This window comes from Mycobacterium sp. 1274761.0, from assembly GCF_001668615.1.
Classification (GTDB): domain Bacteria; phylum Actinomycetota; class Actinomycetes; order Mycobacteriales; family Mycobacteriaceae; genus Mycobacterium.
Map to the genome: position 1 here is coordinate 203,695 of NZ_LZMC01000038.1, position 25,032 is coordinate 228,726.

Sequence of the window (25,032 nt, forward strand, 5' to 3'; positions counted from 1 at the left end):
CTGCATCGATGCCTACTCAGATCGTCTGCAGCGCAGAGGAACCGGTGACAAGCCAATCTCGGCTGAGCGGGTTGTCGGGCTGATCGCGGCGGTAGGCCATCCGCAGTTCCCGCAATAGTGGATCACGCTGCCATGCCTGCACCTGCCGCATCACGTCGTCGTCGGTGAAGATCTGCGACTTGTCCTCGACAACGATTTGGGCAAGCTGACCGGCGACTTGGCGGAGCAGTCGAGTATTGGCCTCGAACTGCGCATCGAAGTCCTGACTGGGTTCCATCATCGCGGTGTGCAGCGCCACCATGAAGTTCAGTGGGGCGTACAGGTCGACGAAATGCACTGTGGGAGGGCTGTGTTCGATGGCGGCCCATTCACGGAAGAAGCGTTGCACCCGGTTGCTGAGAGCGATGAGCCCTTCGAGGTGCGGCACGAACCCGGGGTCGTCGGCGACGCCGACGAATCGTCCGTTGGCGTAGAGGAATCCGATGAATCCCCAGTAGAACGCGACGTCCCAGATGATTTTGGCCGCCATCACCGGTGGCGTGCCCATCAAGCTGTACTGGTCCCGGTAGACGGCGAGCCACATGTCGGTGAGGGAGCGGAACAGAGAGTCGCTGATCTGCGCCCGCGCGGTGACGTTCTCACCGTCGAGGTCGCGCACGACCATGTCGGTGACGAGGCCGTTGCCGATCGCCACCAGATCCAGTCCCGACGAATACAGCGGGTCGAGGAAAATTCCGCTGTCACCGGTCAGGCACCACCGCTGCCCACCGTCGAACACCTTCGTCACGCCGTGGCTGTACTTCTTCATCACCCGGAAATCTCTGATCAGGTGCTCGTGCTCGGCCAGGACCGCCGCGCACTGCGGCTCATGCTCAGCCAGCCAGGAGGTGGCGCGGGACAAGGTGTTGAACGTCTCGAACGGGTGGTAGGCGGGGTCGGCGACGATCCCGACGCTGGTGGCACCCGATGCGAGGCGGATCAGCCACACCCAGTACCCGTCCCCCATGAGGTGGTTGGTGGACAGTGCGCGGTCGCCCTCGGTCAGCCGGCCCTGCCACGCCGGGTCGTCGCTCCACGTGCCGACGTCGATTTCGGTCGCGACACGCAGCCAGCATGCGTTGCAGTCGTGCTGATTGACGCTTCTGAGATCGAGCTGGCGGGCAAGTGTGCGGTTTCGCCCTGAAGCATCGACGACCCAGCGCGCTGTCGTCTCTTGGAGCTTGTCGGTGTTCTGGAAGGCGATCGTGTGCGGAGGACCCGCGGGCCCCAGGCCGACAGACCGAACTCTGCCGTCGATGATTGCGATGCCCGCAGCGAGGCAGCGGCGGTGCAGTTCGTTCTCCAGCCTGCCGCGGTCGATCTGGTAGGTCACCTGCGGAACGAAGGACGAACTGCCGACCTCCATCCGACGGGCGATGTCGGTGTTTCCGTCGTGAGTGAAGAACATCCGCAGACCCATCTTGCGGATTTGAGCCGTGCTCAAGTGGTCGCCGAGACCGAGCCGATCGCGTAGGTAGTGCGCCGATACTTCGACCGTCGACTCACCCACGGTGTGGGTGACCTCGGCTGCGGGGTGACCGGATGCCGCGATGATCGCCACGCGCGTCTCGGGCCGCGCGGTGCGGATCTCCAGCCCGAGGGTGAGACCGGCAACGCCGCCGCCCACGATCACGACGTCGTGTTGTGCCGCCGGCACCGCGGCCTCGGATAACCGATTTCTCAGTTTCCCGGCCAGGACGGCACGCGCTTCGGCATCCAACTGCGAAAGTTGCGCTCGCACGTCCACTTTGGCTGCCCTTCCTCGACGTCCGCCTCCTCGCGACCGGGATCGGCCGCCGCGCAGTCACCGGTTCGCTGAGCCAACGTCATGGACGCGCAGAGGCTACGGCAATCGATGCACAATCGATGCAATTGTGACACGGGCCATCGCTGTCGTGCAATTACCCTCCGCCGGACCTGACAAACATCGGCGGCGTTGTCGTGCGGCGGTCTCGGACCGTTAGTGTGCTCTGGTCGGCTCCAGCAACAAGCCGGCAGAAAAGTTGAGCCATTCATGACCGCAGCAGCAGAGACCTCGCCGCTGGAAGCGCGGGTCGGCCACTACTACCAGATGGCTGACACCTACCAGGTCGGCCGCGAGAAACTCCGCGAGTACGCCCGCGCGGTGCAGGACTACCACCCCGCGCACTGGAATGTCGCCGCGGCCGCCGAACTGGGTTATCCAGACCTGGTAGCCCCGCTGACGTTCACCTCCACTCCCGGCATGACCTGCAACCGCCGGATGTTCGAAGAGGTCGTTGTCGGCTACGACACCTACATGCAGACCGAAGAGGTCTTCGAGGCGCACCGCCCGATCGTCGCCGGCGACGAGCTGCGTATCGATGTCGAGCTGACGTCGGTCCGCAGGATCGCAGGCAGGGACCTGATCACGGTGACCAACACGTTCACCGACACCGCCGGCGAGCGGGTGCATACCTTGCACACGACCGTAGTCGGCCTCACCGCCGAGGATGTCAACCCTGCGATCAAGACCGCGGTCGCCAGCAAGATGATGCACGACGTCAACATCCTCGCGGTCGGCGGAGCCGACGCCGACTACCGCAAGACCGTGCGACCCGAGGGCGGGTTCCGCTTCGCCGAGGCCACCGCGCGGACCCCCGGGACACCGTCGTTCGACGAGGTGAAGGTCGGCGACGAGCTGCCGGTGCATCATGCCAGGCTGTCCCGCGGTGACCTGGTCAACTACTCCGGCGTAGCAGGTGACGCCAACCCGATCCATTGGGACGAGGACATCGCCAAGCTGGCCGGGTTACCCGATGTGATCGCCCATGGCATGCTCACCATGGGTTTGGGCGCGGGATTCGTCTCCTCGTGGTCAGGCGATCCCGGTGCGGTGACCCGCTATGCGGTGCGGCTGTCGGCCCCCGCGATCGTCACGGCCGCCGAGGGCGCCGACATCGAGTTCAGCGGCCGCGTCAAGTCGCTGGACGCAGATACCCGCACCGGCGTCGTGCTGGTGGCGGCGAAGTCGGCGGGGCGAAAGATCTTCGGGCTGGCGACGTTGACCGTCCGCTTCAGCTGACGGGGCGTCCGGTCAACCGACAGCGTCCGAGGACGGCGGCGCGGAGCTGCCTTGGGGCTTGCCCCACGTCATCAGCCGGATGATCTCCGCGCGGTCGTCATCCGACGGCAGGCCCATGCCGGGCTTGTAGCCGTAGACCTCATGCAGCGGCGTGGATCCGGTTCGGCCCTCGAGGATGTCGACCGAATCGGTGGTGATGAGGCCGGGGTGCGCGACGCCGCAGGCTTCGGCCACCTTGACCAGATCGCGGCGCAGCGTCTTGATGTAGTTGGCGACCCGTCCGGCCTTGACCTCGGGCACCAGGCCACGCGCCAACCATGCGTTCTGTGTGGCGACGCCGGTGGGACACGTGTCGGTGTGGCACTTCTGCGCCTGAATGCAACCGATCGCCAGCATCGCTTCCCGCGCGACGTTGACCATGTCGCAGCCGAGCGCGAAGCCGACCACCGCGTTGTCGGGCAGGCCGAGCTTGCCACCGCCGATGAACGTGACGCGGTCGGTTAGATCGTTCTCGGCGAAGATCCGGTACACCCGGGCGAAGCCGAGTTGGAAGGGCAGCGAGACGGTGTCGGTGAAGATCATCGGCGCCGCACCCGTTCCTCCTTCACCGCCGTCGATGGTGACGAAGTCGACGCCGCGGCCCGTGATGCGCATGAGATCGGTGAGCTCGTACCAGAACGAGAGGTCGCCGACCGCGGACTTGATTCCTACGGGCAGACCGGTTTCCGTGGCGAGGAGTTCCACCCAGTCGAGCAGGCTGTCGGTGTCGGAGAATTCGGCGTGCCGCGACGGGCTGACGCAGTCCCGGCCCGCTGGTATGCCTCGAGCCTCGGCGATCTCGGCGGACACTTTCGGTGCGGGCAGCAGGCCACCAAGGCTGGGTTTGGCCCCCTGGCTGAGCTTGATCTCCAGCGCACGCACCGGTGCACCGGCCACCACGTCCTTGAGCTTCTCGAGGTCGAAGCGGCCGTCGGCGTCGCGGCAGCCGAAATAGGCCGTGCCGATCTGGAAGATGAGCTCGCCGCCGTGGCGGTGGTAACGCGAGATGCCGCCTTCGCCGGTGTTGTGCAGACACCCGGCGAGCGCGGCACCCCGGTTGAGGGCTTCGATTGCGGGGCCCGACAGCGAGCCGAAGCTCATGGCCGAGATGTTCACCACGGAGTCCGGTCGGAATGCTCCGCGGCGCTGCCGGGCCGCGCCGATCACCTTCGCGCATGGCAGACCGACCTCGCGCGACGCCTCCGGCGTCGACTTGGGCGTGGACAGCGCGAACGTCGCGTGCTTGATTACCGGGTAGCCGGCGGTGTACTCCATGTCCTTGTCGGTGCCGAAGCCGAAGTAGTTGTTCTCCTTCTTGGCCGAGGCGTAGACCCAGCGACGCTGGTCACGGGTGAAGGGTCGTTCCTCGTCGTTGGCAGCGACGATGTACTGCCGCAGCTCGGGCCCGACGGCCTCGATCAGGTAGCGCGCGTGGCCCACCACCGGATAGTTGCGCAACAGCGCGTGTTTGCGTTGGAAGAGATCCCGCGCGGCGATGGCACCCAATGCGGAGGCGGCCGCGGCGGCGACTGCACGAACGGCCCTGCTCACTCCGGCAGTGTTTCCGCACTGCCCCAAATCAAAACCGAGTAGCCGCGAGCGTTGACTCGGGCCGATCCCGACATACATCGAGATGCTATGCATATAGGTATGCGCTTGCCCGTCCGCCCCGCTCCGGCGGTGGACGGATGACCGCGCAAGCCACCGCCCCGCCGCGGCCCCGCGGCGCCCTCGGGCTGATCTTCGATCCCGTGTTCGGGGTGCTGTTCTGGGGCAAGATGTTCGCCGTCGTCGGGGTCTGGACCCACGGCATCGTGGCCGCGATCGTGATGTACGACGCCACCCGGTCGGCGATGATGGTCGGCCTCGTCGGCGTGGTGCAGTTCGGCCCGCAGCTGATCTTGAGCCCGACCAGTGGCAAGTGGGCTGACACCGGGAACCCCGCGCGACAGATCCTGCTCGGCAGGGTGCTGTGCGTTGCAGGCTCGGGTTCGGTGGCGGCGTGGCTGTTCCTCGATGAGGGCCTGCGGGGCATGTCCGCGGCGGTTCCCGTGCTCGTCGGGTCGTTGTTGGTCGGTCTGGGTTTCGTGGTCGGCGGTCCTGCGATGCAGTCAATCGTGCCGAATCTCATTCGCGACGGCGAACTTTCGACGGCCATGGCGCTCAACAGCATGCCGATGACGCTCGGGCGGGTGGCCGGACCGGCGTCGGGTGCCTACCTGGCGGCGCACCTGGGGTCGGCCGCCGGATTCGCGGTCAGCGCCGGGCTGCACCTGATTTTCGCGCTCTTGCTCGCCGTGGTGCGGTTTCCGTCTCCGCCGCCTCGTCATGCCGATACCGACTACCGCGTGCGCACCGCCGTCAGGTACGTCTGGACGGACCGGCCGCTGCTGCTGGCGCTGATCGCGGTGACGACGGTCGGGATCGTCTCCGATCCGTCCATCACGTTGACTCCGTCCATGGCCGACGAATTGGGCGGCGGCACACGGCTTGTCGGAACACTGTCGGCGACGTTCGGTCTCGGCGCGGCGGTCGGGATGGCAACGCTGGCGCTGATGCGCGGCCACCTGCCGTCGGCTCGGGTGTCGTCGATCGGGTTGGCCGGCCTGGTGGCCGGCACCGTGATTCTCGCCGTCGGCACGGTGTCCGCGGTGGCGATGACGGGGTTCGCGGTCGCCGGGGTCGGTTTCGGATGGGCGATGACGGGGCTCAGCACGCTCGTTCAGGAGCGCGCGCCGGAGGTGTTGCGGGGCCGGATCATGGCGCTGTGGCTGGTGGGTTTCGTCGGCTCGCGGCCGATCGCGGCGGCGGTGCTCGGCGGCACCGCTGACCTGATAAACGTGCAGGCGGCGTTCGCGGTGGCCGCGGTGATGTGCTTGGCGGTGGCGTGGTTGTGCCGACCGTCGCGATTGGGCGCGCCGTTGCCCGGGTAGGCGAAGGCATGCCCGATGACGAACGCCCCGATCTCAACGATGTGATGGTTCCTACCGAAGAGGTGCATCCCGACCATCGCGAGCACGCCAAGATGCCCAAGCACCCCGACGATGACGAGTTGGCGCGCCGCACGGAACACGAGCGTCAGGTGGTCAGCGGCGACACGCCGCCGGCGGACAACTGACCACGGCCTCGGTCAAGCGGCCAAAACCTGGCCGCAGATCCCGCAGACCTCGAACTCCCGGCGCCCCCATCGCGCGAGCGGAACGAAGAAAACCGTGAACTGCTTGAACTCCTGCATTCGCGTCCACTGCGCGTTGTTGTGGCAGTGGGGGCATGTCCGCACCTGCCCCACGCCGAGAACCTTCTGCTTGGAGGCGAAGCCGAAGAGCAAGAACAACACCACATCAGCGTAGGGAAGAGCCTTGGCGCCGCTGCGTGTGACCCTCGACGACCTCGGTGCGTGGATCATCAAGTGCAACCCACGCAAGACGCCGCTTGAATCCATGCGGGCCGCAGGCGAGGCGCGGTCGTCGTGGTGCATCGCCGACAACTACCGTTCACGTCTCATCCGGCCGGGCCAGCGAGTGCTGTTCTGGGTCACGTCACATCCGCGGCGAGGAATCTGGGGCGCGGGTCGCGTCACCGGAGATGTCACCGTCGAGGGCGGCCGGCTGCATGTGCCTGTCCGCATCCCGCTGTTGGCTGAGCCGGTGACGGCGGCCGAGCTGCTGACGGTCGGGGCGTTGCGCGCGATGGAGGTGTTCCGGTCACCGCAGCAGGCCAACCCGTCGTGGGTGAGCGAAAAGGAATGGACGCTCCTCGAGCCGCTACTGCCAGCCACCGGAATGGCTGCGGGCTAGAGTAGCCTGACCAGGCCAGCGGTCGGCGATCTCGAGATGGCGCGGCGAGAGGAATGTGTTGGTGGGCAATACGATTGGTCAAATCCTGCCGCTGGCCGTCACCTTGATGGCGGGGCCGCTGCCCATTCTCGTGATTCTGTTGATCCTGGTCTCAGAAGGGGCGGCCGCCAAGGGCGTGGCGTTCGTGAGCGGTCGAATACTAGGCCTCGTGGCGTGTCTGGCCATCATGATCGCCGTCTTTGCAATTCTCGGCCTACACGGGCCCGGCCATCGGGATCACCCTGCGCCGGCGTTGTCGATCGCGCGCATCGTCATTGGCGTCGTGCTGCTCGGACTTGCGGTGCGGCGGTGGCGTCGCCCGGCGCCAGATCCAACGAAACCGAGTCCTTTGGTGCGCCGCGTCGACCGACTCTCGCCTATCGGGTCGATCGGCATCGGCGTAGCCGTCAGTGTGATCGACCCGTCGAGCCTCGCGATCGTCCTGCTGGCAGGCGCGGACATCGGCGCTGCACACGGGTCCCTGCCTGCGAAGCTGGGCGTGGCGGCGGGATTCTTGTTGGTGTCGACGGTGACGATCACCGTGCCGCTGATCGCCTACCTCGTCGGTGGTGCCGGGGCCCGGGCACGATTGGCTGATTTCAAAACGTGGCTGCTGGCCAACGAGAAGGCAGTGACGATGGTGCTGCTGCTGGTCTTGGCGGCGATGGTGATGGGCCGCGGAATCAGCGACCTGAGCTAGTGCGACCCGGCGAGGCTACACCATTAACGCTGGCCACATTGTTAACATCCGGCCGTGCAGGGCTATTCAGGTTCGCGCGCGGTTTCCCGGCGCGACGCATTGCGCTTTGCAGCCGCGGCGTCGGCGCTGTTCGGCCTGGGCGTGGCGTCAGCTGGTGCGGCCGCTCCGACGGCGCGGGCTGCTGCTCCGCAGCTGATCGACTTCGCCGCCCGTCAGATCCCCGCGCAACACATCCGGGCCGCCGGGTACTCCGGGGTGATCAACTACGTCTCGCTGTCGCGGCCGGGCTCGACGTTCGGTGCCAAGCCGATCACACGCCCCTATGCCGAGGCGCTCACCCAAGCCGGTCTGGTGATCGTCAGCAACTACCAATACGGAAAGCCGGGCGGGACCGCGCCGTCAGACTTCACGCGCGGGTTTGCCGGCGGCGTCGCGGACGCCCAGACCGCGTGGCAGCTGCACACCGCGGCAGGTGGCGGCCGGAGTGCACCGATCTTCTTCTCCGTCGATGACGACATCAACCGTCAAACATGGAACAGTGTTGCGCTGCAGTGGTTTCGCGGGATCAACTCGGTGCTTGGCGTTCAGCGCACCGGGGTGTACGGCGGCATCGACGTGTGCCAGTGGGCAATCGGCGACGGCGTGATCGGTAGTTCGAGCACGCCCGGGCGACGCTGGGCGTGGCAGACACGGTCGTGGTCCAAAGGCCAGGTCCACCCCGCCGCCGTTCTGTACCAACGGATCGTGAGCACGAAGTCGAATCCGGGGCCGTTGGTCGGCGGGCTCGAAGTCGACGTCAACGACGTCCTGGCCCAGGATTGTGGCCAGTGGAATCTGCACCCGTAAGACGCCTTTGAGTGCTAGCAGGAAATCGGGATGCCCGTGAACCCGTCATGGCCGCATTCGCGGGCCGACCCCGGCGGGGGGTTCGGGCCATCCCAGAGATCGCTGCCCTCGACTTTGATTTCGTAACCGGCTGGCCGATACGTGACGGGATCGAGGGGGCCGACCATGACCTCGCGTGCGACATTGCCCATGCCGGGCTGCACGTACTGCCAGGTGTGGCACACGTTCATGTCCCAGTGATACATGGCTCCCGGTCCCGGGGGATTGTGCATGGACATTCCGGGGCACCACTCATGCGGCTGCGACGGGAGGGCCTGCACGGTACCGGTTCCCAGCCCGAGGCTTGCCGCGGCGAGGCCGGCTGACAGAAACGTCCCGGCGACTATTCGTTTGGCGTGCATATCGATGTCCCTTCGTGTGTGCACAGGCCGCGGTGGCGGCGTCGTTTCGGAAAGTGCACCCCGACCGAAGTACTACCGATCCCAATAACCGGGATCGTATCGACATCCCTGCACGTATACCGCCGATTCATCGTGGACATGCAGCGAATTTGGGTCCGCGTCGCACGCGGTCGTGCCTGTTCTTGCCGCGATGTTCACGCTGCGCATGCTCTCGATCTCGCCACCTACACCGGTATCGACGGATAGCGCAGCCGAAACCGACTCGATGACAACACCTTTGCGGCGCAATCGACCCGCCCGAGTGGAATACGTCACGCACCGATGACGTTCGTAGCCACTATGAGGCACTTCACGGAGTCCGGGCGTCATGGTTTTCTTCAGGACGTACACGTCGGCGTGCTGTCCGTCGCCGCGTCGGATGGCCGTCCCCCGGCGAGCGTGCCGATTTGGTACGAGTACACCGATGGGCACATCCTCATCAACACGGGTGCGCGATCGCGCAAAGCGCACCTGATCAAGCAAGCGGGAGTCGTGTCTCTGGTCGTGCAGAGGGAAGAACCGCCGTATCAGTATGTCGTCGTTGAGGGCACCGTGGTCGACACCACCGAACCCGCGCCGCGCGACGTTCGGGAGTCCATCGCCATCCGGTATCTCGGTGCGGCGGGCGGACGTGCCTTTGTCGAGAACATGGGCGACTATCCGTCAGTGTTGTTCACCATCCGTCCCGATCGGTGGCTCACAGCGGACTACTCCGACGAATAGCCGGCCCTCGAAGCGAGCATCTGTCGCAGTGCTGGTGTCTATCTCGCCATGTTGGTGAAGCGCGACAGATGCAGTTGGTGTGCCACGGTGATCGTCTTGGTCGGACCGTTGCGATGCTTGGCGATGATCAGGTCCGCTTCACCGCCGCGCGGATCATCGCGCTCGAAGGCGTCCGGGCGGTTGAGCAGGATCACCATATCCGCATCTTGTTCAAGCGAGTTATGCAGGCTGACTAAGTTAGCCACGAAATTATGTGTCCCGCTTACGGTTCCGTCATACACATCCTGCTCGCCGATGCTCGTCACTTCGACGATCTGATCCCAGAACACGTCATTGGTCGCCAGATCGTGAAGCACGTTGTCCTCAAGCAGAGCCGCGGCGCGGTGCAGCCGCGCGCGACTCGGTGCGTGCTTCCACATCGTCGATCCACAGAATTTCGTGCCCATCGCCGCCGCGAATTGGCGGTGCGTCATTTGCCTCTCCGCGAGCGCACCCCTGACCTGATCCCACACCGCCTTGGGAACCGTGTCCAAGTTGGTGTTGCGCGCTTTGACTTCCAGATTGACGATAACCTCTCGGACCGCAAGAGCTTTCATGCCGTTTACGCCCACCTGCCGCAGGAAGCGCAGCTGATTCTCGCCTCCATAGATGTACAGGTGCCAGCAGTCGCGGTATCCCGCCTTAAGGGTCCGCTTGATGCGGCCAAACACTCCGACCCGGGCCAATAGTCCCGCGACGTCATCGACGAGCTGTCTACTGGTCGACGCGTAGTAGATGCGCCCCTGTCCATGCTTGGCATCCCACGAGACCGACCCGTCGGTTGCCCACAGATGATTGAGGAACAACGCGACTTGATCGTTGGGTAGCGCGAAAACCTCTCGGGGAACGAACTTATCGTAGCTTCGCTTGCCGAATAGACCGAGCTCATCAAGCCACGCCGCAATCGGATTGCGTTTCCCGTGGGTCAGGCGGTAAGGCGCCGGTAACCGAAGGGTGGACACCCGGGCGACCGCATCGTCGTCTCGGAGGGCTGTGACGCCGAAGTGCTTAGCAGCGTTCGCAACGGCCGCCAGGTTGAGCTCATCGATGCTGGCATAGCGGATCGGCTGGTTCTTCACGCAGGATCCGTCACCGATCATGTGCGCGAGCAGGATTACCTCGTCGTCCTGTAAGCGGTGCGTGTTCACCGGCTCTGGCACCCTTCGCGGGACTGCCACCCGATCGCCGAGGTTCAGGTCCTCCAGAGCGGTCCAGCCGTCGAGCGACATAAACGGATGGTTACCCGTCGCCTCCACCTGACGACCCGATGCAAGACGTACTTTGAAGACTTCCTTTCGGCCACTGGGGAAGACATTCGTCATCGGCCGCGCCACCATCCGCTTGCGGTCGTCGAGCGACCACACCAGCGGCCGCTCCCCCGTACGCATCAGTTCGCCAAACGTGACTTCAGCGCCGTTGTCAGCGCGCAGTATTCGCGTATCCGCCGTCAGACAACCCGATTCGCGGAGGTCGGACAGCATCGGTTTCTTGTCGGTACGTTGTTCGGGACCGCGGTTCAACTGGCTGATGGCGACGACGGGTAGTTCGAGCTCTTTGGCGAGCAGCTTCAGATGTCGAGAAAACTCCGACACCTCTTGCTGTCGAGATTCGACCTTCTTACCCGACGTCATCAGCTGCATGTAGTCGACGACGACTAACCGCAGGTCGGCTTTCTGCTTCAACCTGCGCGCCTTCGCCCGAATCTCCATCATGGTGAGATTGGGTGAGTCGTCGATATAAAGTGGCGCCTCACTGATCTCACTCATCCGGCGCGCCAGACGTGTCCAGTCGTCGTCGCTCATCCGACCCGACCGCATGTCGGCCAGCTTGATTTTGGCCTCTGCCGACAGCAACCGCATGACGATCTCGGACTTGCTCATCTCGAGTGAAAACACCACGCTGGCAAGGCGATTCTTAATCGAACACGATCTCAGGAAATCGAGGCCGAGCGTGGAATTGTGCGTCGGTACCATTCCCGGACCCGCCAGATACAGATGCGCAGCGTTGTCCACCTCGACACAACGCACCGGCACCGCCGGGATACGACGCACCGTCTCGACCTTTACGACTGGTGCCGTGGTAGTGGCGATCGTGCCGCGGTCGTCATAGCGGCTAGAGCAACCGGCAGCGGCAATCGTGTCCACCCCAGAACGCAGCATTGCCGTCGTTCGGGTGCCGTGCTCGGTCGGCCACTGATGCGACGCGTCGGCAACGATGTGCGTGCCGTCTGAGAACTCCACTCGGTAGCAGGGACGACCGATCATCACGTCGGTCGCGGCTGTCACTCGTGTCGGAGCACCGTCCGCGCCGAGCAACCAGTCGCCCACCGAGACGTCGCCCATGGCGATCCAGCCGCTCGGCATCGGCAACGGGGTGTCCAGGGCCAGCGCCTTCCCTACACCCGGCCGGGCGGCCACGATGATCATCTGGCCGGCATGCAAGCCATTGGTCAGCTCATCGAGTTCGACGAAACCGGTCGGCACACCGGCGGCCAGTCCGCCGTTGGACGCGATGGCGTCGATCTCGTCCATCGTCGGCTGCAGCAGGTCCTCCAGCGCGACGAAGTCCTCCGACGTCCGTCCCTCGGTGACGTCGTAGATTTCGGCCTGCGCCCGGTCCACCACCTCGGCGACATCGGCGCCGTCCGCGCCGGCGTAGCCGTACTGCACGACCCTGGTGCCAGCCTCGACCAGTCGGCGCAACAACGCCTTCTCGGCCACGATGCCCGCGTAGTAGCCGGCGTTGGCAGCGGTCGGCACAGTGGAGATCAACGTGTGCAGATACGGCGCCCCGCCGATGCGGCGCAGCAGCCCCCGCCGGTCGAGCTCGGCGGCGACCGTAACCGCGTCAGCGGGCTCGCCGCGGCCATAGAGGTCGAGGATCGCGTCGTAGATGCTCTGGTGGTTCGGGCGGTAGAAGTCGCCCGGCCGCAGCCGCTCGAGCACGTCGGCGATGGCGTCCTTGCTCAACAGCATGCCGCCGAGAACCGCTTGTTCGGCGGCCTCGTCCTGCGGCGGTTGGCGACCGAATTCTTCAGTGGGCGGAGGAACGTCGGCGAGACCCGAACGGCCCCGGTCGTCGACGACAGCCACGGCGCCCACCTCCCCTCAAGTATTTCGAACGTACGTTCGAAATCTTACCGTGACTCTAAGACAGGCCTCTGACAGGAACAGGTTCTCGGCCGCCCGAATAGTCGCGCGACGGCCAACGCTAGACGTTGCTGGAAGGGTCGCAAAGAGGGGCTGTGCATGAACGTGTGGATGGGATGTGGATATCTGTACCCGGCGGTGTTGAGGCGTTGGGGAGAACCTGTGGACGGAACTCGGCGCCCGTCACATCCCCGCAGATAAGCGGACCATACGGGTGGTAATTAGTTGTGGATGAGAAATTCTTCGGCGTGTCGTGGCGGGTTGCCGCTTCGGGCGTGTTGTGTTTCGCGTCGGCGCCGCCCAGGTTAACGGAGCGTTAGGTTCGCTGCGCGGATAGACCGAATATCAGTTCGCCAGAAATACGGCGACGGCGGCGTGAAGGCCAGTTATGGCCCTCACACCGCCGAATTGACGCTTGCGCTTACGACTCGGCGACGACGTTCACCGAAACCGCGGCGTCCACCTCTGGGTGAAGGCGCACCGAAACGGCATGCGTGCCCAGGGTCTTGATGTGTCCCTTCGGCAACTGGACGGTGCGCTTCTCGAGATTGGGTCCGCCGGCCTTCTTGATCGCGCCGACGATGTCAGCGGCCGTCACGGAGCCGAACAGTTTGCCCGAATCCGACGCCGTGCGCGCCGGAAGCTCGACCGTGCCCAGACCCTCCAGCGCGGTCTTGAGCTCGTTGGCATGCTCGATGCCGCGGATGGCCTTGGTCTCCCGGGCGCGCCGAATCGCGTCGGCCTGACGCTCGGCACCGCGGGTGGCGGCGATCGCCAGGCCGCGCGGCAGCAGATAGTTACGCCCGTAGCCGTCCTTCACCTCGACGGTGTCGCCGGCAGTCCCGAGGTGATCGACCTCAGCGGTAAGAATCAGTTTCATCTCTTCGCCTCCTTCAACTCTGCTCAGCGGGTCGACGAACTGAACGGCAGCAGAGCCACCTCGCGGGCGTTTTTGACCGCGATGGCGATGTCGCGCTGGTGCTGCACGCAGTTGCCGGTCACGCGGCGCGCACGGATCTTGCCGCGCTCGCTGATGTAGGTACGCAGCAGAGCGGTGTCCTTGTAGTCGATGGTCTGCCCCTTCTTCGAGCAGAACACGCACTTACGGGTCTTGACCGGCTTCTCGGGAGCCGGGCGTCGTTTGGTGGCCTTGGCCATGGTTTGTTTCTCTTTCTTACTTACTGATGGAGTTTGGGTCTAAAAAGGCGGTTCGTCGTCGCTGCCGGAGAACGATCCGGATGCCGGAGCGCTGCCCCACGGGTCATCCTTGGGCTCGGAGCGGGCCCCGCCACCGCTGCTGACGCCACCACCGCCGCTGCCGAAACCGCCGCCTCCGCCGCCGCTGCGGCTGACCTTGTTCACCTTGGCGGTGGCGTAGCGCAGCGACGGACCGATCTCGTCGACCTCGACCTCGACCACGGTGCGCTTCTCTCCCTCGCGGGTCTCGAAGGACCGCTGCTTGAGACGGCCCGTCACGATCACTCGGGCACCGCGGGTCAGGCTTTCGGCGACGTTCTCGGCGGCCTCACGCCAGATGTTGCACCGCAGGAACAACGCCTCGCCGTCTTTCCATTCCCCGCTCTGCCTGTCGTAGATGCGGGGTGTCGACGCCACGGTGAAGTTGGCGACGGCAGCACCGCTCGGCGTGAAGCGCAGTTCAGGATCGGCGGTCAGGTTTCCGACGACAGTGATGGTGGTGTCACCAGCCACGAGGTCCTCCAGGTGTCAATATCGGCTCTTCGCGCAAGCGCTCATCGCAGGGCGGTGGTTGTCGTGGGCGAGCCTACGCAGCCACCCCGACTACCGGCAGCCTTTAGTGCTTGTCGGTCCGCAGCACCTTGGTCCGCAGCACCGACTCGTTCAGGCTGAGCTGACGGTCGAGCTCGGTCACGGTGGCCGGGTTGGCCTTCACGTCGATCACCGCGTAGATGCCCTCGGCATGCTTGGCGATCTCGTACGCCAGCCGGCGGCGGCCCCAGATGTCGACCTTGTCGACGGTTCCACCGTCCTTGCGGACGACGTTCAGGAACGTCTCCAGCGAGGGTGCGACGGTGCGCTCGTCGAGGGTGGGGTCGAGAATGACCATGATTTCGTATGGACGCATGAGAACCTCATCACCTCCTATGGGCTAGTCGGCCACGGCCTATCCGTGGCAGGAGGGTTACCTGCGTCGGCAACCGGCCCAGGCTACAGGAACCCCCGCTGATCTGCGAAATCGCGCCGCCCGTCCGGCATACCCTTCGGCCGTGTTTTCCGAGACGCGCTACGCCCTCAACGGGAACCTGCGCGTCGCCTACCGGGCATCGGAGCCTGGCGAGCGCGACATTGTGTTCGTGTCGAACTGGATCACCAATTGCGAGGTATTTCCCGAACTCCCGTCGATCAGGGGCTGGGCCGAGGCGATGACGTCGCTCGGACGACTGATCTTCTTCGACCAACCGGGCACCGGAGCGTCCGACCCCGTCACGGCCGACGAGATGCCCAACATGGAGCAGTGGGCCGACAGCATTACGGCCGTACTCGATGATCTCGGGAGCCGCAAAGCGGTCGTCCTCGCGATCGACGGCGCCTTCGCCCCGGCGGCCCTGTTCGCGGCCACCCACCCGTCCCGCGTCACAGCACTGGTCGCGCTCGAGTGCTACGCCGACCCGTTCGCCGAAAGCACCGGGGGGCTGGGGCTCGAAGAGGGCACCGCAGCGGCCCTCGCCGATTGGGGCACGGGCCAGACCCTGCATGCGGTCAACCCGGACATGCCGTGCAACGAAGAGATCCGCGCGGCGTGGGCTCGGCTGGAACGCTTGACGTCGAGTCCGCGGACCGTCGCGCTCATGGGCCCGATCTTCGCCAAACAGGATGTGCGGGCGGTACTTCCGACAATACGGGTGCCCACCCTGGTCGTGCATCACTCCGACGACGAGGTACTTCCGCCTGCGCAGGGCCGCTACATCGCCGATCACATCGCGGGCGCGAAGTATGTGGAGCTGCCGGGCCGCAACATGTACCACATCGTTGAGCCGTGGCGAGCGTCCTTCCTCGAGGTCGCCGAGTTTCTCACCGGCCATCAACCGCAGGTGGCGGACGACCGCGTGCTGGCCACGGTGTTGTTCACCGACATCGTCGGCTCGACGCAGCGGGCAGCCGAAATGGGTGACCGGGATTGGCATGCGCTGCTGGATGCGCACGACGCAGTCGTCCGCGCGCAGTTGGCACGCTTCGGCGGCCGAGAAGTGAACACCTCCGGCGACGGGTTCCTTGCGACGTTCGACGGTCCTAGCGAGCGATCCGCTGCGCCACGGCAATTCGCGACGCGGTGCAGTCCCTGGGTATCGAGGTGCGTGCCGGGCTGCACACCGGTGAGTGCGAGATCCGCGGTGACGACATCGGCGGCATCGCCGTGCACATCGGGGCCAGGGTCAGCGCGCTGGCCGGATCGAATGATGTGCTCGTGTCAAACACGCTGCGTGACTTGGTGATCGGATCAGGACTCGAGTTCGACGACCGCGGCACCCACCGACTCAAGGGGGTGCCGGGTGAATGGCGCCTCTTCGCCGTCACCTCGTAGCGGTCAGCTGGGTTGATCGACAAGTTCGGGTTCGGCGGGTGAGGCCGTCTTGACCCGCGACCGGTTCTCGGCGGGCCGCAGCCACGCGGGTAGCCAACCCGGCGGGCGGTCCGGCGCCTCGTCGAACACCCCGCCCGACGGGTCATCGAGCTCTCCACCGAACCGCACCAGGTCGAGCTGTGGCCGATAGATCTGACGAATCACCAATGCGCACAAGGTGATCACCGCGATATCGCGTAGCAGCACCGTCGAGGTGAACCACTGCTCGGGCAGACCGCGGTTCTGCTCGCCGTAGAGGAACAACATTCTCGGCACCCACACCAGCGCATCGATCGTCATCCACGCCAGCAGGATTCGTCGGTGCGGCAGTGCCAGCACCGCCAGCGGCACCAGCCACAGTGAGAATTGCGGGCTCCACACCTTGTTCGTCAGCAGGAACAACGCGACGACGAGGAAGGCGACTTGGGCCAGCCGCGGCCGTCGCGGCGCTGTCAGCACGATGTAACCGACAGCCACACAACAGGATACGAACAGCACGAACACCACTGTGTTCAGGATCGTCGGCGGCTCCCACAAACCCAGCCCGGTGTCGAAACCCGGCCAGTCGGTGAACGACTTCACCACGTTGTACAGGGAATCCATATCGTCGCCGCGGCGGGTGTTGAGCCGGAAGAACTCCGACCACCCCCGCGGGAACATCACCATGATGGGCAGGTTGACCACCAGCCACGTGACGAACGCCGCGGCGGCCGTCTTGCCGACCTCTCGCAGCCGGCCCGTCCGCAAGCCCAGCAGCGCCAACGGGATCAGCAGCAGGATCGGATAGAGCTTGGCGGCGACGCCCAGCCCAATCATCACCCCGGCGAGCACCGGCCTTCGTCGCGCCCACGCCAGCACCGCGCCGGTCGCGAAAGCCGTTGCGAGTGCATCGAAATTAGTGAAGAGCTGAAAGATCACGATCGGTGAGCCGGCAACCAACGCCGCATCCCAGATGCGTCGCCCCGCCAGCCTCGACGTCGCCCACACCGTGGCGAACCAGGCCAGCGACAAACCCAGCGCCGAGATGTTGAAGAACATCACGACCTCTGCGATCGACGGGATCGGCACCACCTTGCTCACCGCGGTATAGGTTTTGGCCAGCGCCATCGCCACGTACTGGTAGATACCGGTGATCACCGGATACTCCATGTACCGCACCGCCACGTTGCCGTCGAACTGCTTCTGCGGTCTGCCCTGGCTGTCGGTTTCGATCCAGCTCGACTTGTACGGAAACTTGCCTAGGTTCAACAGCTCTGCGGTATAGAGCGGAACGGTGTCGGAGTAGCACAGCTCGTAGTACGCGCGCTGGTTCTCCCAGTTGGCGACCTTCTGGGCGGCGGTCCCCGAGCCGGTCGTCACCAGGCAGGCCGCCTTGGTCGAGTAGCCCAGCACCAGAAACACCACGGCAATCACCAGCATCACCCGCAGCGGCGTCATGAACCGGGCCCGGCCGATCAGCGCGTGCCTGCCGACCGGACCGCCGATCACCTGCGATAGCGCCCCGACCAGAACGTCGTTGCGGCTGGGCAGATCTCGGTTGTCGGCGCTGCGCCGGTCGAGCGCCAGCGGATGGGGGGACACAGCGGCGGGCCGCTGCGAAGATACAGCGGCGGGCGGCTGCGAGGACACCGTGGACCGGACCGGCTCGCGTGCCGCTCCGTGTTCGACGCCGCTGTCCTCGCTTTCGGTCACGGGGGCGGCGGGAACGGCTGTTGCGGACCGGGCCCGGGCACACCCGGCGCCACCGGCGCCCCTGGTGCGGTCGGCGCGTACGGATCCGCGGGCGCGTACGGGCTGGGCGTCGTCTGCTGCCCCGGCGGGGCGACCGGCACCGTCGTCGGCGGACCGAACGGGATCGTGATGCCCGGCGCAACCTCGATCGTCGGCTGGATCACGGTCTCCGACGGCGGCGCAGGAGTCGACGGTGGCGGCGGCGGCGCGGCCGGCGGTCCGGCATAACCACCGATTGAGGTCGGCTTCGGGAACGATTCGACATCGGTGTCCTCGAGTGCGCCGTCCATCGTCGTCTTCCAGATGTCCGAGGGCAAGCCGGAGCCGTAAACCGGTGAACCCCACTTGTTCTCGAGCGGCTTCGTGCCTTCGGTGGTGCCGACCCAGACCGCCGTCGACAGCGACGGAGTGAAGCCGACCATCCAGGCGTCGCGGTTGGCATCGGTGTCGCCCAGCTGGTTGGTGCCTGTTTTGGCCGCTGACGGCCTGCCGCCGGCGAGCGCATGCCCCTTCGAGTACGCCGCGATGGGCTGCATGGCGGCGGTCACGTTGTCGGCGACGGCCTTGTCGATGCGCTGCTCGCCGGAGTTGTCCTCGTTGGCCGCGTCGAACAGCACCTGGCCTTCGGCGTTGACGACCTTCTGCACGAAGTGCGGGCGGTGGTAGACGCCGGACGCGGCGATCGTGGCGTAGGCCGAGGCCATGTCGATGACCCGGGTCTGGTACTGGCCCAACACGATTCCGTTGTTCGGCGGTCCACCCTTGCCGTCCTCGGACAGCGTGTGCTCGACGCCGGGGAAGCTCTCGGCAATACCCGCCTCGTGGGCGGCCTTGGCGACGTCGGAGGGGCCGTTCTTCAGCTTCAGCATCAGCCGGTAGTAGCTGGTGTTCAGCGACCGCTTCAACGCCTCGGCGATGTTGCAGGTGCCGCAACCCTCACCCTCGACGTTGTTGATCTTGATGCCGTTGACGTCCAGCGGGGAACTGTCCACCTGATAACCCAGCCCGATGCCCTGCTCCAGCGCAGCCACCAACGCGAACACCTTGAACGCGGACCCGGTCGGCAACCCTGCCTGGGCGAAGTCGAAGCCCTGAGCGTCGGTGCCGCCGAAGTACGCCTTGACGCCACCGGTCTTCGGGTCGATCGACACCACGGCGGCGCGCATGTCCGGATCCTGGCCGTCCATGTATTCCGTCACGGCTTCTTCGGCCGCCTTCTGCGCTTTCGGGTCGATGGTCGTGGTGACCTGCAGGCCCTCCGTGTTCAGCGTCTGCTCGCTGATGTCGAACAGGTCCAGCAGTTCCTTCTGCACCTGCCGTTCGATCAGACCGTTCGGACCCGTCGTCTGATTCTGGGTCCGCGCCTGATCGGGCGGCAACGTCTGCGGAAACTGCTGAGCCGAGCGGTCATTCGGCGACAGCGCGCCGATTTCGACCATGCCGTCGAGCACCCAGTTCCATCGGGCCCGCGCGCCGTCGGGGTTGTTGGCCGGGTCCAGCGCCGACGGCTGCTGGATGAGCGCCGCCAACATCGCGCCGTCGGCGACGGTGAGCTGCTCGACGGGTTTGTCGAAGTACGCCTTGGACGCCGCCGCGATGCCGTAGGTGCCGCGTCCGAAGTAGATGATGTTCAGATAGGACTGCAGCACTTGGTCTTTGGACCATTCGCTGGACATCTTCGTCGAGATCACCAGCTCCTTGGCCTTGCGGACGACGCCGCCGATACCGGCGCGCTGCGAGCCGACCAACGCGTTCTTCACGTACTGCTGCGTGATCGTTGACCCGCCCTGGACGTCACCGCCGAAGATGTTGTTCTTCGCGGCCCGCGCGAAGCCAGTGAACGAGAACCCCGGGTTGGAGTAGAAGTCCCGGTCCTCGGCAGCCATCACCGCGTCGCGCACGTGCACCGGAATCTGGTCGATGTCGACGTCGACCCGATTGCCCTCGGGTGGAACGATTTTGGCGAGCTCGCTGCCGTCGCTGGCGAGGATCGTCGACACTTGATTGGTGCGGATGTCGCCCGGCTTGGGCACCTCGACGATCATGTAGGCCATGCCGAACGTGATGATCGGCAGCACGATCAGCACGGCGACAGTCACATACAGACCGCGCCGGACCCACTTCCAGTTGATCTGCTCCGTCGCCGGCAGGCGACGCGGAGGCCGGCCGCCCGGGCCACCGGGTCCACCCGGGCCACCAGGTCCGCCTCCGGGCGGAGGATGATGCGGCGGTTGCGGCGGCCCCGGCTTGGGCGCCGGGGTGCCCTCGAGGGCGGCCTTGACGGCCTCGATCGGGTCGCGAAGCGGCGTGGTGTCGTCGACGGGCCTGATGATCGCGGTGCGGCGGTCGTCGAACGGCGCGCGCGGTCGACGGAGGGCGGGACGGTCGAATCCCGGCGGCGGGGGCGCGCCCGCACCGTCAGCAGCGTGTCGCTCGGGGACATCGCTGGCTGACCGGTTGTGGCGCCCTTCGCTATTCACTGGCCGTCCGCGCACCGTTGCGCGCGGTCCGTGACGAGCGTGGTCCCCGAGAAGGGCCAGTGGGTCGGACCGCGCCGAGCACGTACGACTTCACCAGGTGATTCCAGCTGCAGGTACGGCATACCTCCACCACGTGTACGGAGAATTCGTCGTAGCGGGACGCCAGCATGACCAACTCCTCGGCGGTCCGCGCAGAACCGGATACCGCACCGAGGTGGTCGCCAAACACCCACGACACCAGGGTCAGCTGTTCCTTGCGGCAGATCGGGCACATCACCGAGCTCGGCTTCCCATGGAACTTCGCGGCTCGCAGCAAATAGGGATTGGCGTCGCAGACCTCCGAGACGCCCGTGCGCCCCGAATAGACCTCCGCCAGCAGTGACCGGCGCCGAAGCGCGTAGTCCACCACCTGTCGCTGCAATCGCACGAGGACCAGAGTACGTCGGGGGCCGTTGGCGTGGAGTCTCGATGGGGGTCAGGCGCTGGCGCGTCGTCATCTGTCTGCGCAGACGCGCCCGCGCTCCTACGATCGTCGACGTGGCGGCAGCTGATCGGGGGCGGCGAACCCGGGGCACTCGCGCCCGCGACAGCGACCGCGCCGCGACCTGCCAGATTCTCGACGCTGCTTTCGCCGACGGCCAGCTGTCGATGGAGGAACACCGACAGCGGGTGAGCGCGGCCACCAACGCCGCCACCCTGGGCGAGTTGCAGCCGTTGGTCGACGACCTGCAGACGGCGGCTGCGATACAACCGTTCACGCCGACGCACAGGTACCGAGCCGTCATCCTCGCGGCGGTGTCGGGCGTGGTGGTGTGCGTCGCCGTCGTCGCCTGGCTCGTGTTCAGACACCCCGGGTTGGACACCACCGCTTCGACGACCCCCGCCGAACCGACGTCCACCCACGTGCTGGCCGCCGAACCGACCACCGCGGCCGAGGCGCCCGCCGAACCGGCTCCGGTCGTGCTGACGCCGCCGGCGAACCTGCAGTCCGCCGACGGGCTGACCCGCGTCATCGACACGATGCGCGAAAGGTTCGGCGACACCACCGGTTACGAGCTCGCCGTGATGTCCGACGAGGCGATGCTGGCCCGGCCCGATCCCTCCGACGAGCATTCGAAGCTCATTTACTCGTTCGACGGCGGGTGGGGCGACCCGTCCACCCGAAAGCGCTCCGACACCGACGACGTCACCGACCTCGCCGCCTTCGACATCCCTGCCGCGGCGGCCGCACTGCAGGCGGCACCGGCGACCCTGCGGATCGCCCCGACCGACGTCAAAGAAACCTCTCTCGACATCGACCTGGTCGCCGACCCCGGCGGGCCGGGCGGCCTGGAGCTGCTGATCAAGGTGACCACGACGGCCGGCCCGAACGGGTGGATCTACCTCGACGGCGCCAGCAACATCAAGCGCGTCGAATACCCCGGCTGACATCTACGATCATCTTCCGTGGCGACACGGCAGACAGCGGGCACCCGGGCAAAAGACAGCGACCGCACCGACACCTGCCAGGTGCTCGACAGTGCGCTTGCCGAGGGTCAGCTGTCGATGGCCGAGCACGGCGAACGTGTCAAGGCCGCCACCAACGCCGCCACCCTCGGCGAACTTCAGGCACTCGTCGACGACCTGCAGACGGCGAACGCGCCCGTCAAGCTCCCCGACCTCAAGGAGCCGCGGCGGTTTCCCACCGGCAGCGGCCGATGGGGCATCAGGATCGCAACGGCGGCCGTGCTCGTTCTCTTCGGCATGGGGATCGGCTGGGGGCTCTACGGAAACACCAGCTCGCCGCTGAGTTTCCAGACCGATCCGGGAGCCAAGTCCGACGGGATACCCGCCAAGGTGCTGACGCCGCCGCGGCAGCTGCAGTCGCTGGGCGGGCTGAACGGGCTGTTCGAGCAGATGCGCAAGAAGTTCGGTGACACCACCGGCTTCGAGATGAACATCCGGCCGGACCGCGCCACGCTCTACCGCCCGGACCCCGAGGACCCGCGGCGCAAGCTGATGTATGACTACCGCGGCGGCTGGGGCGACCCGTACTCGACCACCACCGTCGACAGCGACGACCGCGTGGTCGACCTTGCGAAGTTCAACTTCGAGCAGACGATCGCGGTCCTGCGCGGCGCACCCGAGACGCTGAAGATCCAGCGCAAGGACATCTCCGACACCTGGATCGACATCGAGCCGTCGAAGGACCCGGCGACACCGGACGCGGTCAACGTCCGGATCTACCTCAGCAGCGAGTTCGGCAGCGGCTTCATCGACCTGGCGCCCGACGGCGCGATCAAGCAGATCAACGAGCCCAGCTAGGCCGCAGTCGGCCCTGGTCGGCCACCCCCCGCGTGGCGGCGAATATATCGGCCCGATAGTATGGGGCGAGGTGTCGGGGCGTCGTAGCGACAGACTTTGATATTCCGGGGAGGTGGTTCGATGCTGGAGCTCGCAGTACTGGGTCTTCTGCTCGAGTCGCCAATGCATGGCTACGAGCTGCGTAAGCGACTGACCGGACTGCTTGGCGCCTTTCGGGCATTCTCCTACGGCTCGCTGTATCCCGCGCTGCGCCGGATGCAGGCCGACGGGTTGATCATCGAGGACGCTGCGCCCGACGGAACCCCCAAGATGCGCCGGGCTCGCCGGGTGTACCAGCTGACGGACGCGGGCAAGCAGCGCTTCGCCGAGCTGGTGGCCGATACGGGCCCACAGAATTACACCGACGACGGATTCGGCGTTCATCTCGCCTTCTTCAACCGCACCCCGGCCGAGGCCAGGATGCGGATCCTGGAGGGCCGCCGTCGTCAGGTGGAGGAACGCCGAGAGGGCCTGCGTGAAGCCGTCGCACGGGCCAGCAGCTCGCTTGACCGCTACACCCGCCAGCTGCATCAGCTGGGGTTGGAGTCCAGCGAGCGTGAGGTGAAGTGGCTCAACGATTTGATTGCGGCCGAGCGGGTAGCTCAGGGTCGCGCTGAGCAGCCGTAGAACAACGAATTTCCAAGCGAATTGGATTGAGAGGGAGAACGTCGCCATGACTGGAAACACCGAGGTGCGGGTCGCGATTGTCGGTGTCGGCAACTGCGCGTCATCGCTTGTCCAGGGTGTGCAGTACTACCAGGACGCTGACGAGAACGCCACGGTGCCCGGCCTGATGCACGTGCGCCTCGGCGCGTACCACGTGCGCGACGTCAAGTTCGTCGCCGCCTTCGACGTCGACGCCAAGAAGGTCGGGTTCGACCTGTCCGAGGCGATCTTCGCGTCGGAGAACAACACCATCAAGATCGCCGACGTACCGCCCACCAACGTGACGGTGCAGCGCGGCCCGACGCTCGACGGCATCGGCAAGTACTACGCCGACACCATCGAGGTGTCCGACGCCGATCCGGTGGACGTCGTGGCGGCCCTCAAGGAGGCCGAGGTCGACGTGCTGGTGTCCTACCTGCCGGTGGGCTCGGAGGAGGCCGACAAGTTCTACGCGCAGTGCGCGATCGACGCCGGGGTGGCGTTCGTCAACGCGCTGCCGGTGTTCATCGCATCCGACCCCGTGTGGGCCAAGAAGTTCGCCGACGCCGGCGTGCCGATCGTCGGCGACGACATCAAAAGTCAGGTCGGCGCCACCATCACCCACCGCGTGATGGCCAAGCTGTTCGAGGACCGCGGCGTGCAGCTCGACCGCACGATGCAGCTCAACGTCGGCGGCAACATGGACTTCCTCAACATGCTCGAGCGCGAGCGGCTCGAGAGCAAGAAGATCTCCAAGACCCAGGCCGTGACGAGCAACCTGCAGCGTGAGTTCAAGACCAAGGACGTGCACATCGGCCCGTCCGACCACGTCGGCTGGCTTGACGACCGCAAGTGGGCCTACGTGCGGCTCGAAGGCCGGGCCTTCGGCGACGTGCCGCTGAACCTGGAGTACAAGCTCGAGGTGTGGGACTCGCCGAACTCCGCGGGCGTCATCATCGACGCGGTACGCGCGGCCAAGATCGCCAAGGACCGGGGCATCGGTGGACCGGTCGTCGCGGCGTCCGCCTACCTGATGAAGAGCCCGCCGCAGCAGCTGCCCGACGACATCGCCCGAGCGCAGCTGGAAGCCTTCATCGAAGAGAGCTGACCCCTTCCCGTTTGTGAATCTGACGACGCTTTTGGGTGATTTGCGTCGTCAGCTTCACAAATGACCATGGCGACGGCGTTAGATGGTGTCGTGGTCTCCGACGATGAACTGTTGAACCTCGACGAGTTCGGGTTGCTGCACGAGAACGCCGAGCAGATCGGACACACCGGCCCACTGCCGCGCGTAGAACGCATCGAGGCCGACGGCATCAGCGCGTTGAAATGGAGCGAAGAGCCCCCGCAGGTGGTGTTCCTGCACGGCGGCGGTCAG

23 protein-coding genes and 2 pseudogenes are annotated in these 25,032 nt (G+C 65.8%); 13 read left to right on the forward strand and 12 right to left on the reverse strand.

Translation table 11 applies throughout. From position 1 onward, the window contains the following. Positions 1–16: 16 nt before the first annotated feature. A complete protein-coding gene (locus A5651_RS06935) occupies positions 17–1,780 on the reverse strand; it encodes an NAD(P)/FAD-dependent oxidoreductase (protein ID WP_066977350.1) in 1,764 nt (587 codons plus the stop codon). 273 nt (positions 1,781–2,053) lie between these two features. On the opposite strand from A5651_RS06935, the gene A5651_RS06940 reads away from it, so the two are divergent. Next, positions 2,054–3,082, forward strand: a complete 1,029-nt coding sequence (locus A5651_RS06940; protein WP_066977226.1) for a fused (3R)-hydroxyacyl-ACP dehydratase subunits HadA/HadB — start codon at positions 2,054–2,056, stop codon at positions 3,080–3,082. Between the two features lie 12 nt (positions 3,083–3,094). On the opposite strand, the gene A5651_RS06945 is transcribed toward A5651_RS06940, so the two are convergent. Beyond that, positions 3,095–4,672 carry an FMN-binding glutamate synthase family protein gene (locus tag A5651_RS06945; RefSeq protein WP_066977229.1) on the reverse strand — a complete coding sequence of 526 codons (1,578 nt, stop codon included), beginning with the start codon at positions 4,670–4,672 and terminating at the stop codon, positions 3,095–3,097. 137 nt (positions 4,673–4,809) lie between these two features. Here A5651_RS06945 and A5651_RS06950 point away from each other — a divergent pair, with 137 nt between their 5' ends. Next, complete coding sequence (locus A5651_RS06950; RefSeq protein ID WP_066977232.1) at positions 4,810–6,054, forward strand: MFS transporter; 1,245 nt, start codon at positions 4,810–4,812, stop codon at positions 6,052–6,054. Positions 6,055–6,062: 8 nt separating this feature from the next. After that, positions 6,063–6,239, forward strand: a complete 177-nt coding sequence (locus tag A5651_RS25660; protein WP_197496564.1) for a hypothetical protein — start codon at positions 6,063–6,065, stop codon at positions 6,237–6,239. Between the two features lie 12 nt (positions 6,240–6,251). Here A5651_RS25660 and A5651_RS06955 read toward each other — a convergent pair whose 3' ends face one another. After that, positions 6,252–6,458, reverse strand: coding sequence for a zinc-ribbon domain-containing protein (locus A5651_RS06955; RefSeq protein ID WP_369803916.1), 207 nt, complete (start codon positions 6,456–6,458; stop codon positions 6,252–6,254). 22 nt (positions 6,459–6,480) lie between these two features. Between A5651_RS06955 and A5651_RS06960 the strand changes: the two genes are divergently transcribed. The 3 genes from A5651_RS06960 to A5651_RS06970 all read left to right on the forward strand — a co-directional run bounded on the left by A5651_RS06960 (position 6,481) and on the right by A5651_RS06970 (position 8,503). Beyond that, on the forward strand, positions 6,481–6,918 hold the full coding sequence (locus tag A5651_RS06960; protein WP_231988593.1) for an EVE domain-containing protein: 438 nt from the start codon (positions 6,481–6,483) through the stop codon (positions 6,916–6,918). 61 nt (positions 6,919–6,979) lie between these two features. Continuing rightward, the gene (locus A5651_RS06965; protein WP_156662674.1) at positions 6,980–7,657 is read left to right on the forward strand and encodes a GAP family protein; all 678 of its coding nucleotides are present in this window, start codon (positions 6,980–6,982) and stop codon (positions 7,655–7,657) included. Between the two features lie 54 nt (positions 7,658–7,711). After that, positions 7,712–8,503 carry a DUF1906 domain-containing protein gene (locus A5651_RS06970; RefSeq protein WP_066977238.1) on the forward strand — a complete coding sequence of 264 codons (792 nt, stop codon included), beginning with the start codon at positions 7,712–7,714 and terminating at the stop codon, positions 8,501–8,503. A gap of 14 nt (positions 8,504–8,517) precedes the next feature. Here the strand turns inward: A5651_RS06970 and A5651_RS06975 are convergent, their stop codons facing one another. Then, entirely contained in the window at positions 8,518–8,904 is a 387-nt protein-coding gene (locus A5651_RS06975) for a hypothetical protein (RefSeq protein WP_231988594.1), read from the reverse strand. A 339-nt stretch (positions 8,905–9,243) separates the two neighbouring features. Here A5651_RS06975 and A5651_RS06985 point away from each other — a divergent pair, with 339 nt between their 5' ends. Next, the gene (locus A5651_RS06985) at positions 9,244–9,666 is read left to right on the forward strand and encodes a pyridoxamine 5'-phosphate oxidase family protein (protein WP_066977362.1); all 423 of its coding nucleotides are present in this window, start codon (positions 9,244–9,246) and stop codon (positions 9,664–9,666) included. Between the two features lie 38 nt (positions 9,667–9,704). Here the strand turns inward: A5651_RS06985 and A5651_RS06990 are convergent, their stop codons facing one another. The 5 genes from A5651_RS06990 to rpsF all read right to left on the reverse strand — a co-directional run bounded on the left by A5651_RS06990 (position 9,705) and on the right by rpsF (position 14,958). Beyond that, complete coding sequence (locus A5651_RS06990; RefSeq protein ID WP_066977365.1) at positions 9,705–12,797, reverse strand: replicative DNA helicase; 3,093 nt, start codon at positions 12,795–12,797, stop codon at positions 9,705–9,707. A gap of 478 nt (positions 12,798–13,275) precedes the next feature. Continuing rightward, positions 13,276–13,734, reverse strand: coding sequence for a 50S ribosomal protein L9 (rplI, locus tag A5651_RS06995; protein ID WP_066977244.1), 459 nt, complete (start codon positions 13,732–13,734; stop codon positions 13,276–13,278). A 23-nt stretch (positions 13,735–13,757) separates the two neighbouring features. Continuing rightward, a complete protein-coding gene (gene rpsR / locus A5651_RS07000) occupies positions 13,758–14,012 on the reverse strand; it encodes a 30S ribosomal protein S18 (RefSeq protein WP_059100487.1) in 255 nt (84 codons plus the stop codon). 39 nt (positions 14,013–14,051) lie between these two features. Next, the gene (locus A5651_RS07005) at positions 14,052–14,564 is read right to left on the reverse strand and encodes a single-stranded DNA-binding protein (RefSeq protein WP_066977248.1); all 513 of its coding nucleotides are present in this window, start codon (positions 14,562–14,564) and stop codon (positions 14,052–14,054) included. A 103-nt stretch (positions 14,565–14,667) separates the two neighbouring features. Continuing rightward, positions 14,668–14,958, reverse strand: a complete 291-nt coding sequence (gene rpsF / locus A5651_RS07010) for a 30S ribosomal protein S6 (protein ID WP_066977251.1) — start codon at positions 14,956–14,958, stop codon at positions 14,668–14,670. Between the two features lie 142 nt (positions 14,959–15,100). On the opposite strand from rpsF, the pseudogene A5651_RS26190 reads away from it, so the two are divergent. After that, positions 15,101–16,416: pseudogene (locus A5651_RS26190) on the forward strand (adenylate/guanylate cyclase domain-containing protein). A 3-nt stretch (positions 16,417–16,419) separates the two neighbouring features. Here A5651_RS26190 and A5651_RS07020 read toward each other — a convergent pair. The 3 genes from A5651_RS07020 to A5651_RS07030 all read right to left on the reverse strand — a co-directional run bounded on the left by A5651_RS07020 (position 16,420) and on the right by A5651_RS07030 (position 21,093). Next, on the reverse strand, positions 16,420–18,036 hold the full coding sequence (locus A5651_RS07020) for a glycosyltransferase family 87 protein (protein ID WP_066977368.1): 1,617 nt from the start codon (positions 18,034–18,036) through the stop codon (positions 16,420–16,422). 107 nt (positions 18,037–18,143) lie between these two features. Further along, positions 18,144–20,666 (reverse strand): transglycosylase domain-containing protein, encoded by a 2,523-nt coding sequence (locus A5651_RS07025; protein WP_082943622.1) that lies wholly within the window; start codon positions 20,664–20,666, stop codon positions 18,144–18,146. After that, positions 20,659–21,093, reverse strand: coding sequence for a DUF5318 family protein (locus A5651_RS07030; protein WP_066977254.1), 435 nt, complete (start codon positions 21,091–21,093; stop codon positions 20,659–20,661). Before A5651_RS07030 ends, A5651_RS07025 begins: the two co-directional genes overlap by 8 nt. A gap of 110 nt (positions 21,094–21,203) precedes the next feature. Between A5651_RS07030 and A5651_RS07035 the strand changes: the two genes are divergently transcribed. The 5 genes and pseudogenes from A5651_RS07035 to A5651_RS07055 all read left to right on the forward strand — a co-directional run. Beyond that, entirely contained in the window at positions 21,204–22,094 is an 891-nt protein-coding gene (locus A5651_RS07035; protein WP_066977257.1) for a DUF1707 domain-containing protein, read from the forward strand. A gap of 18 nt (positions 22,095–22,112) precedes the next feature. Next, on the forward strand, positions 22,113–22,970 hold the full coding sequence (locus tag A5651_RS07040; protein WP_066977259.1) for a DUF1707 domain-containing protein: 858 nt from the start codon (positions 22,113–22,115) through the stop codon (positions 22,968–22,970). Positions 22,971–23,090: 120 nt separating this feature from the next. After that, the gene (locus A5651_RS07045; protein WP_066977266.1) at positions 23,091–23,636 is read left to right on the forward strand and encodes a PadR family transcriptional regulator; all 546 of its coding nucleotides are present in this window, start codon (positions 23,091–23,093) and stop codon (positions 23,634–23,636) included. A gap of 46 nt (positions 23,637–23,682) precedes the next feature. After that, complete coding sequence (locus tag A5651_RS07050) at positions 23,683–24,762, forward strand: inositol-3-phosphate synthase (RefSeq protein ID WP_066977269.1); 1,080 nt, start codon at positions 23,683–23,685, stop codon at positions 24,760–24,762. A 90-nt stretch (positions 24,763–24,852) separates the two neighbouring features. After that, a pseudogene (locus A5651_RS07055) lies at positions 24,853–25,032 on the forward strand (alpha/beta hydrolase); the annotation flags it as partial.

Bases quoted from the DNA above. Each gene is read 5' to 3' on its own strand.
- A5651_RS07050 (WP_066977269.1), top strand. From the start codon at position 23,683: ATGACTGGAAACACCGAGGTGCGGGTCGCGATTGTCGGTGTCGGCAAC.
- rpsF (WP_066977251.1), bottom strand. From the start codon at position 14,958: ATGCGTCCATACGAAATCATGGTCATTCTCGACCCCACCCTCGACGAG.
- rplI (WP_066977244.1), bottom strand. From the start codon at position 13,734: ATGAAACTGATTCTTACCGCTGAGGTCGATCACCTCGGGACTGCCGGC.
- A5651_RS06950 (WP_066977232.1), top strand. From the start codon at position 4,810: ATGACCGCGCAAGCCACCGCCCCGCCGCGGCCCCGCGGCGCCCTCGGG.
- A5651_RS25660 (WP_197496564.1), top strand. From the start codon at position 6,063: ATGCCCGATGACGAACGCCCCGATCTCAACGATGTGATGGTTCCTACC.
- rpsR (WP_059100487.1), bottom strand. From the start codon at position 14,012: ATGGCCAAGGCCACCAAACGACGCCCGGCTCCCGAGAAGCCGGTCAAG.
- A5651_RS07045 (WP_066977266.1), top strand. From the start codon at position 23,091: ATGCTGGAGCTCGCAGTACTGGGTCTTCTGCTCGAGTCGCCAATGCAT.
- A5651_RS06940 (WP_066977226.1), top strand. From the start codon at position 2,054: ATGACCGCAGCAGCAGAGACCTCGCCGCTGGAAGCGCGGGTCGGCCAC.
- A5651_RS06975 (WP_231988594.1), bottom strand. From the start codon at position 8,904: ATGCACGCCAAACGAATAGTCGCCGGGACGTTTCTGTCAGCCGGCCTC.
- A5651_RS06985 (WP_066977362.1), top strand. From the start codon at position 9,244: ATGAGGCACTTCACGGAGTCCGGGCGTCATGGTTTTCTTCAGGACGTA.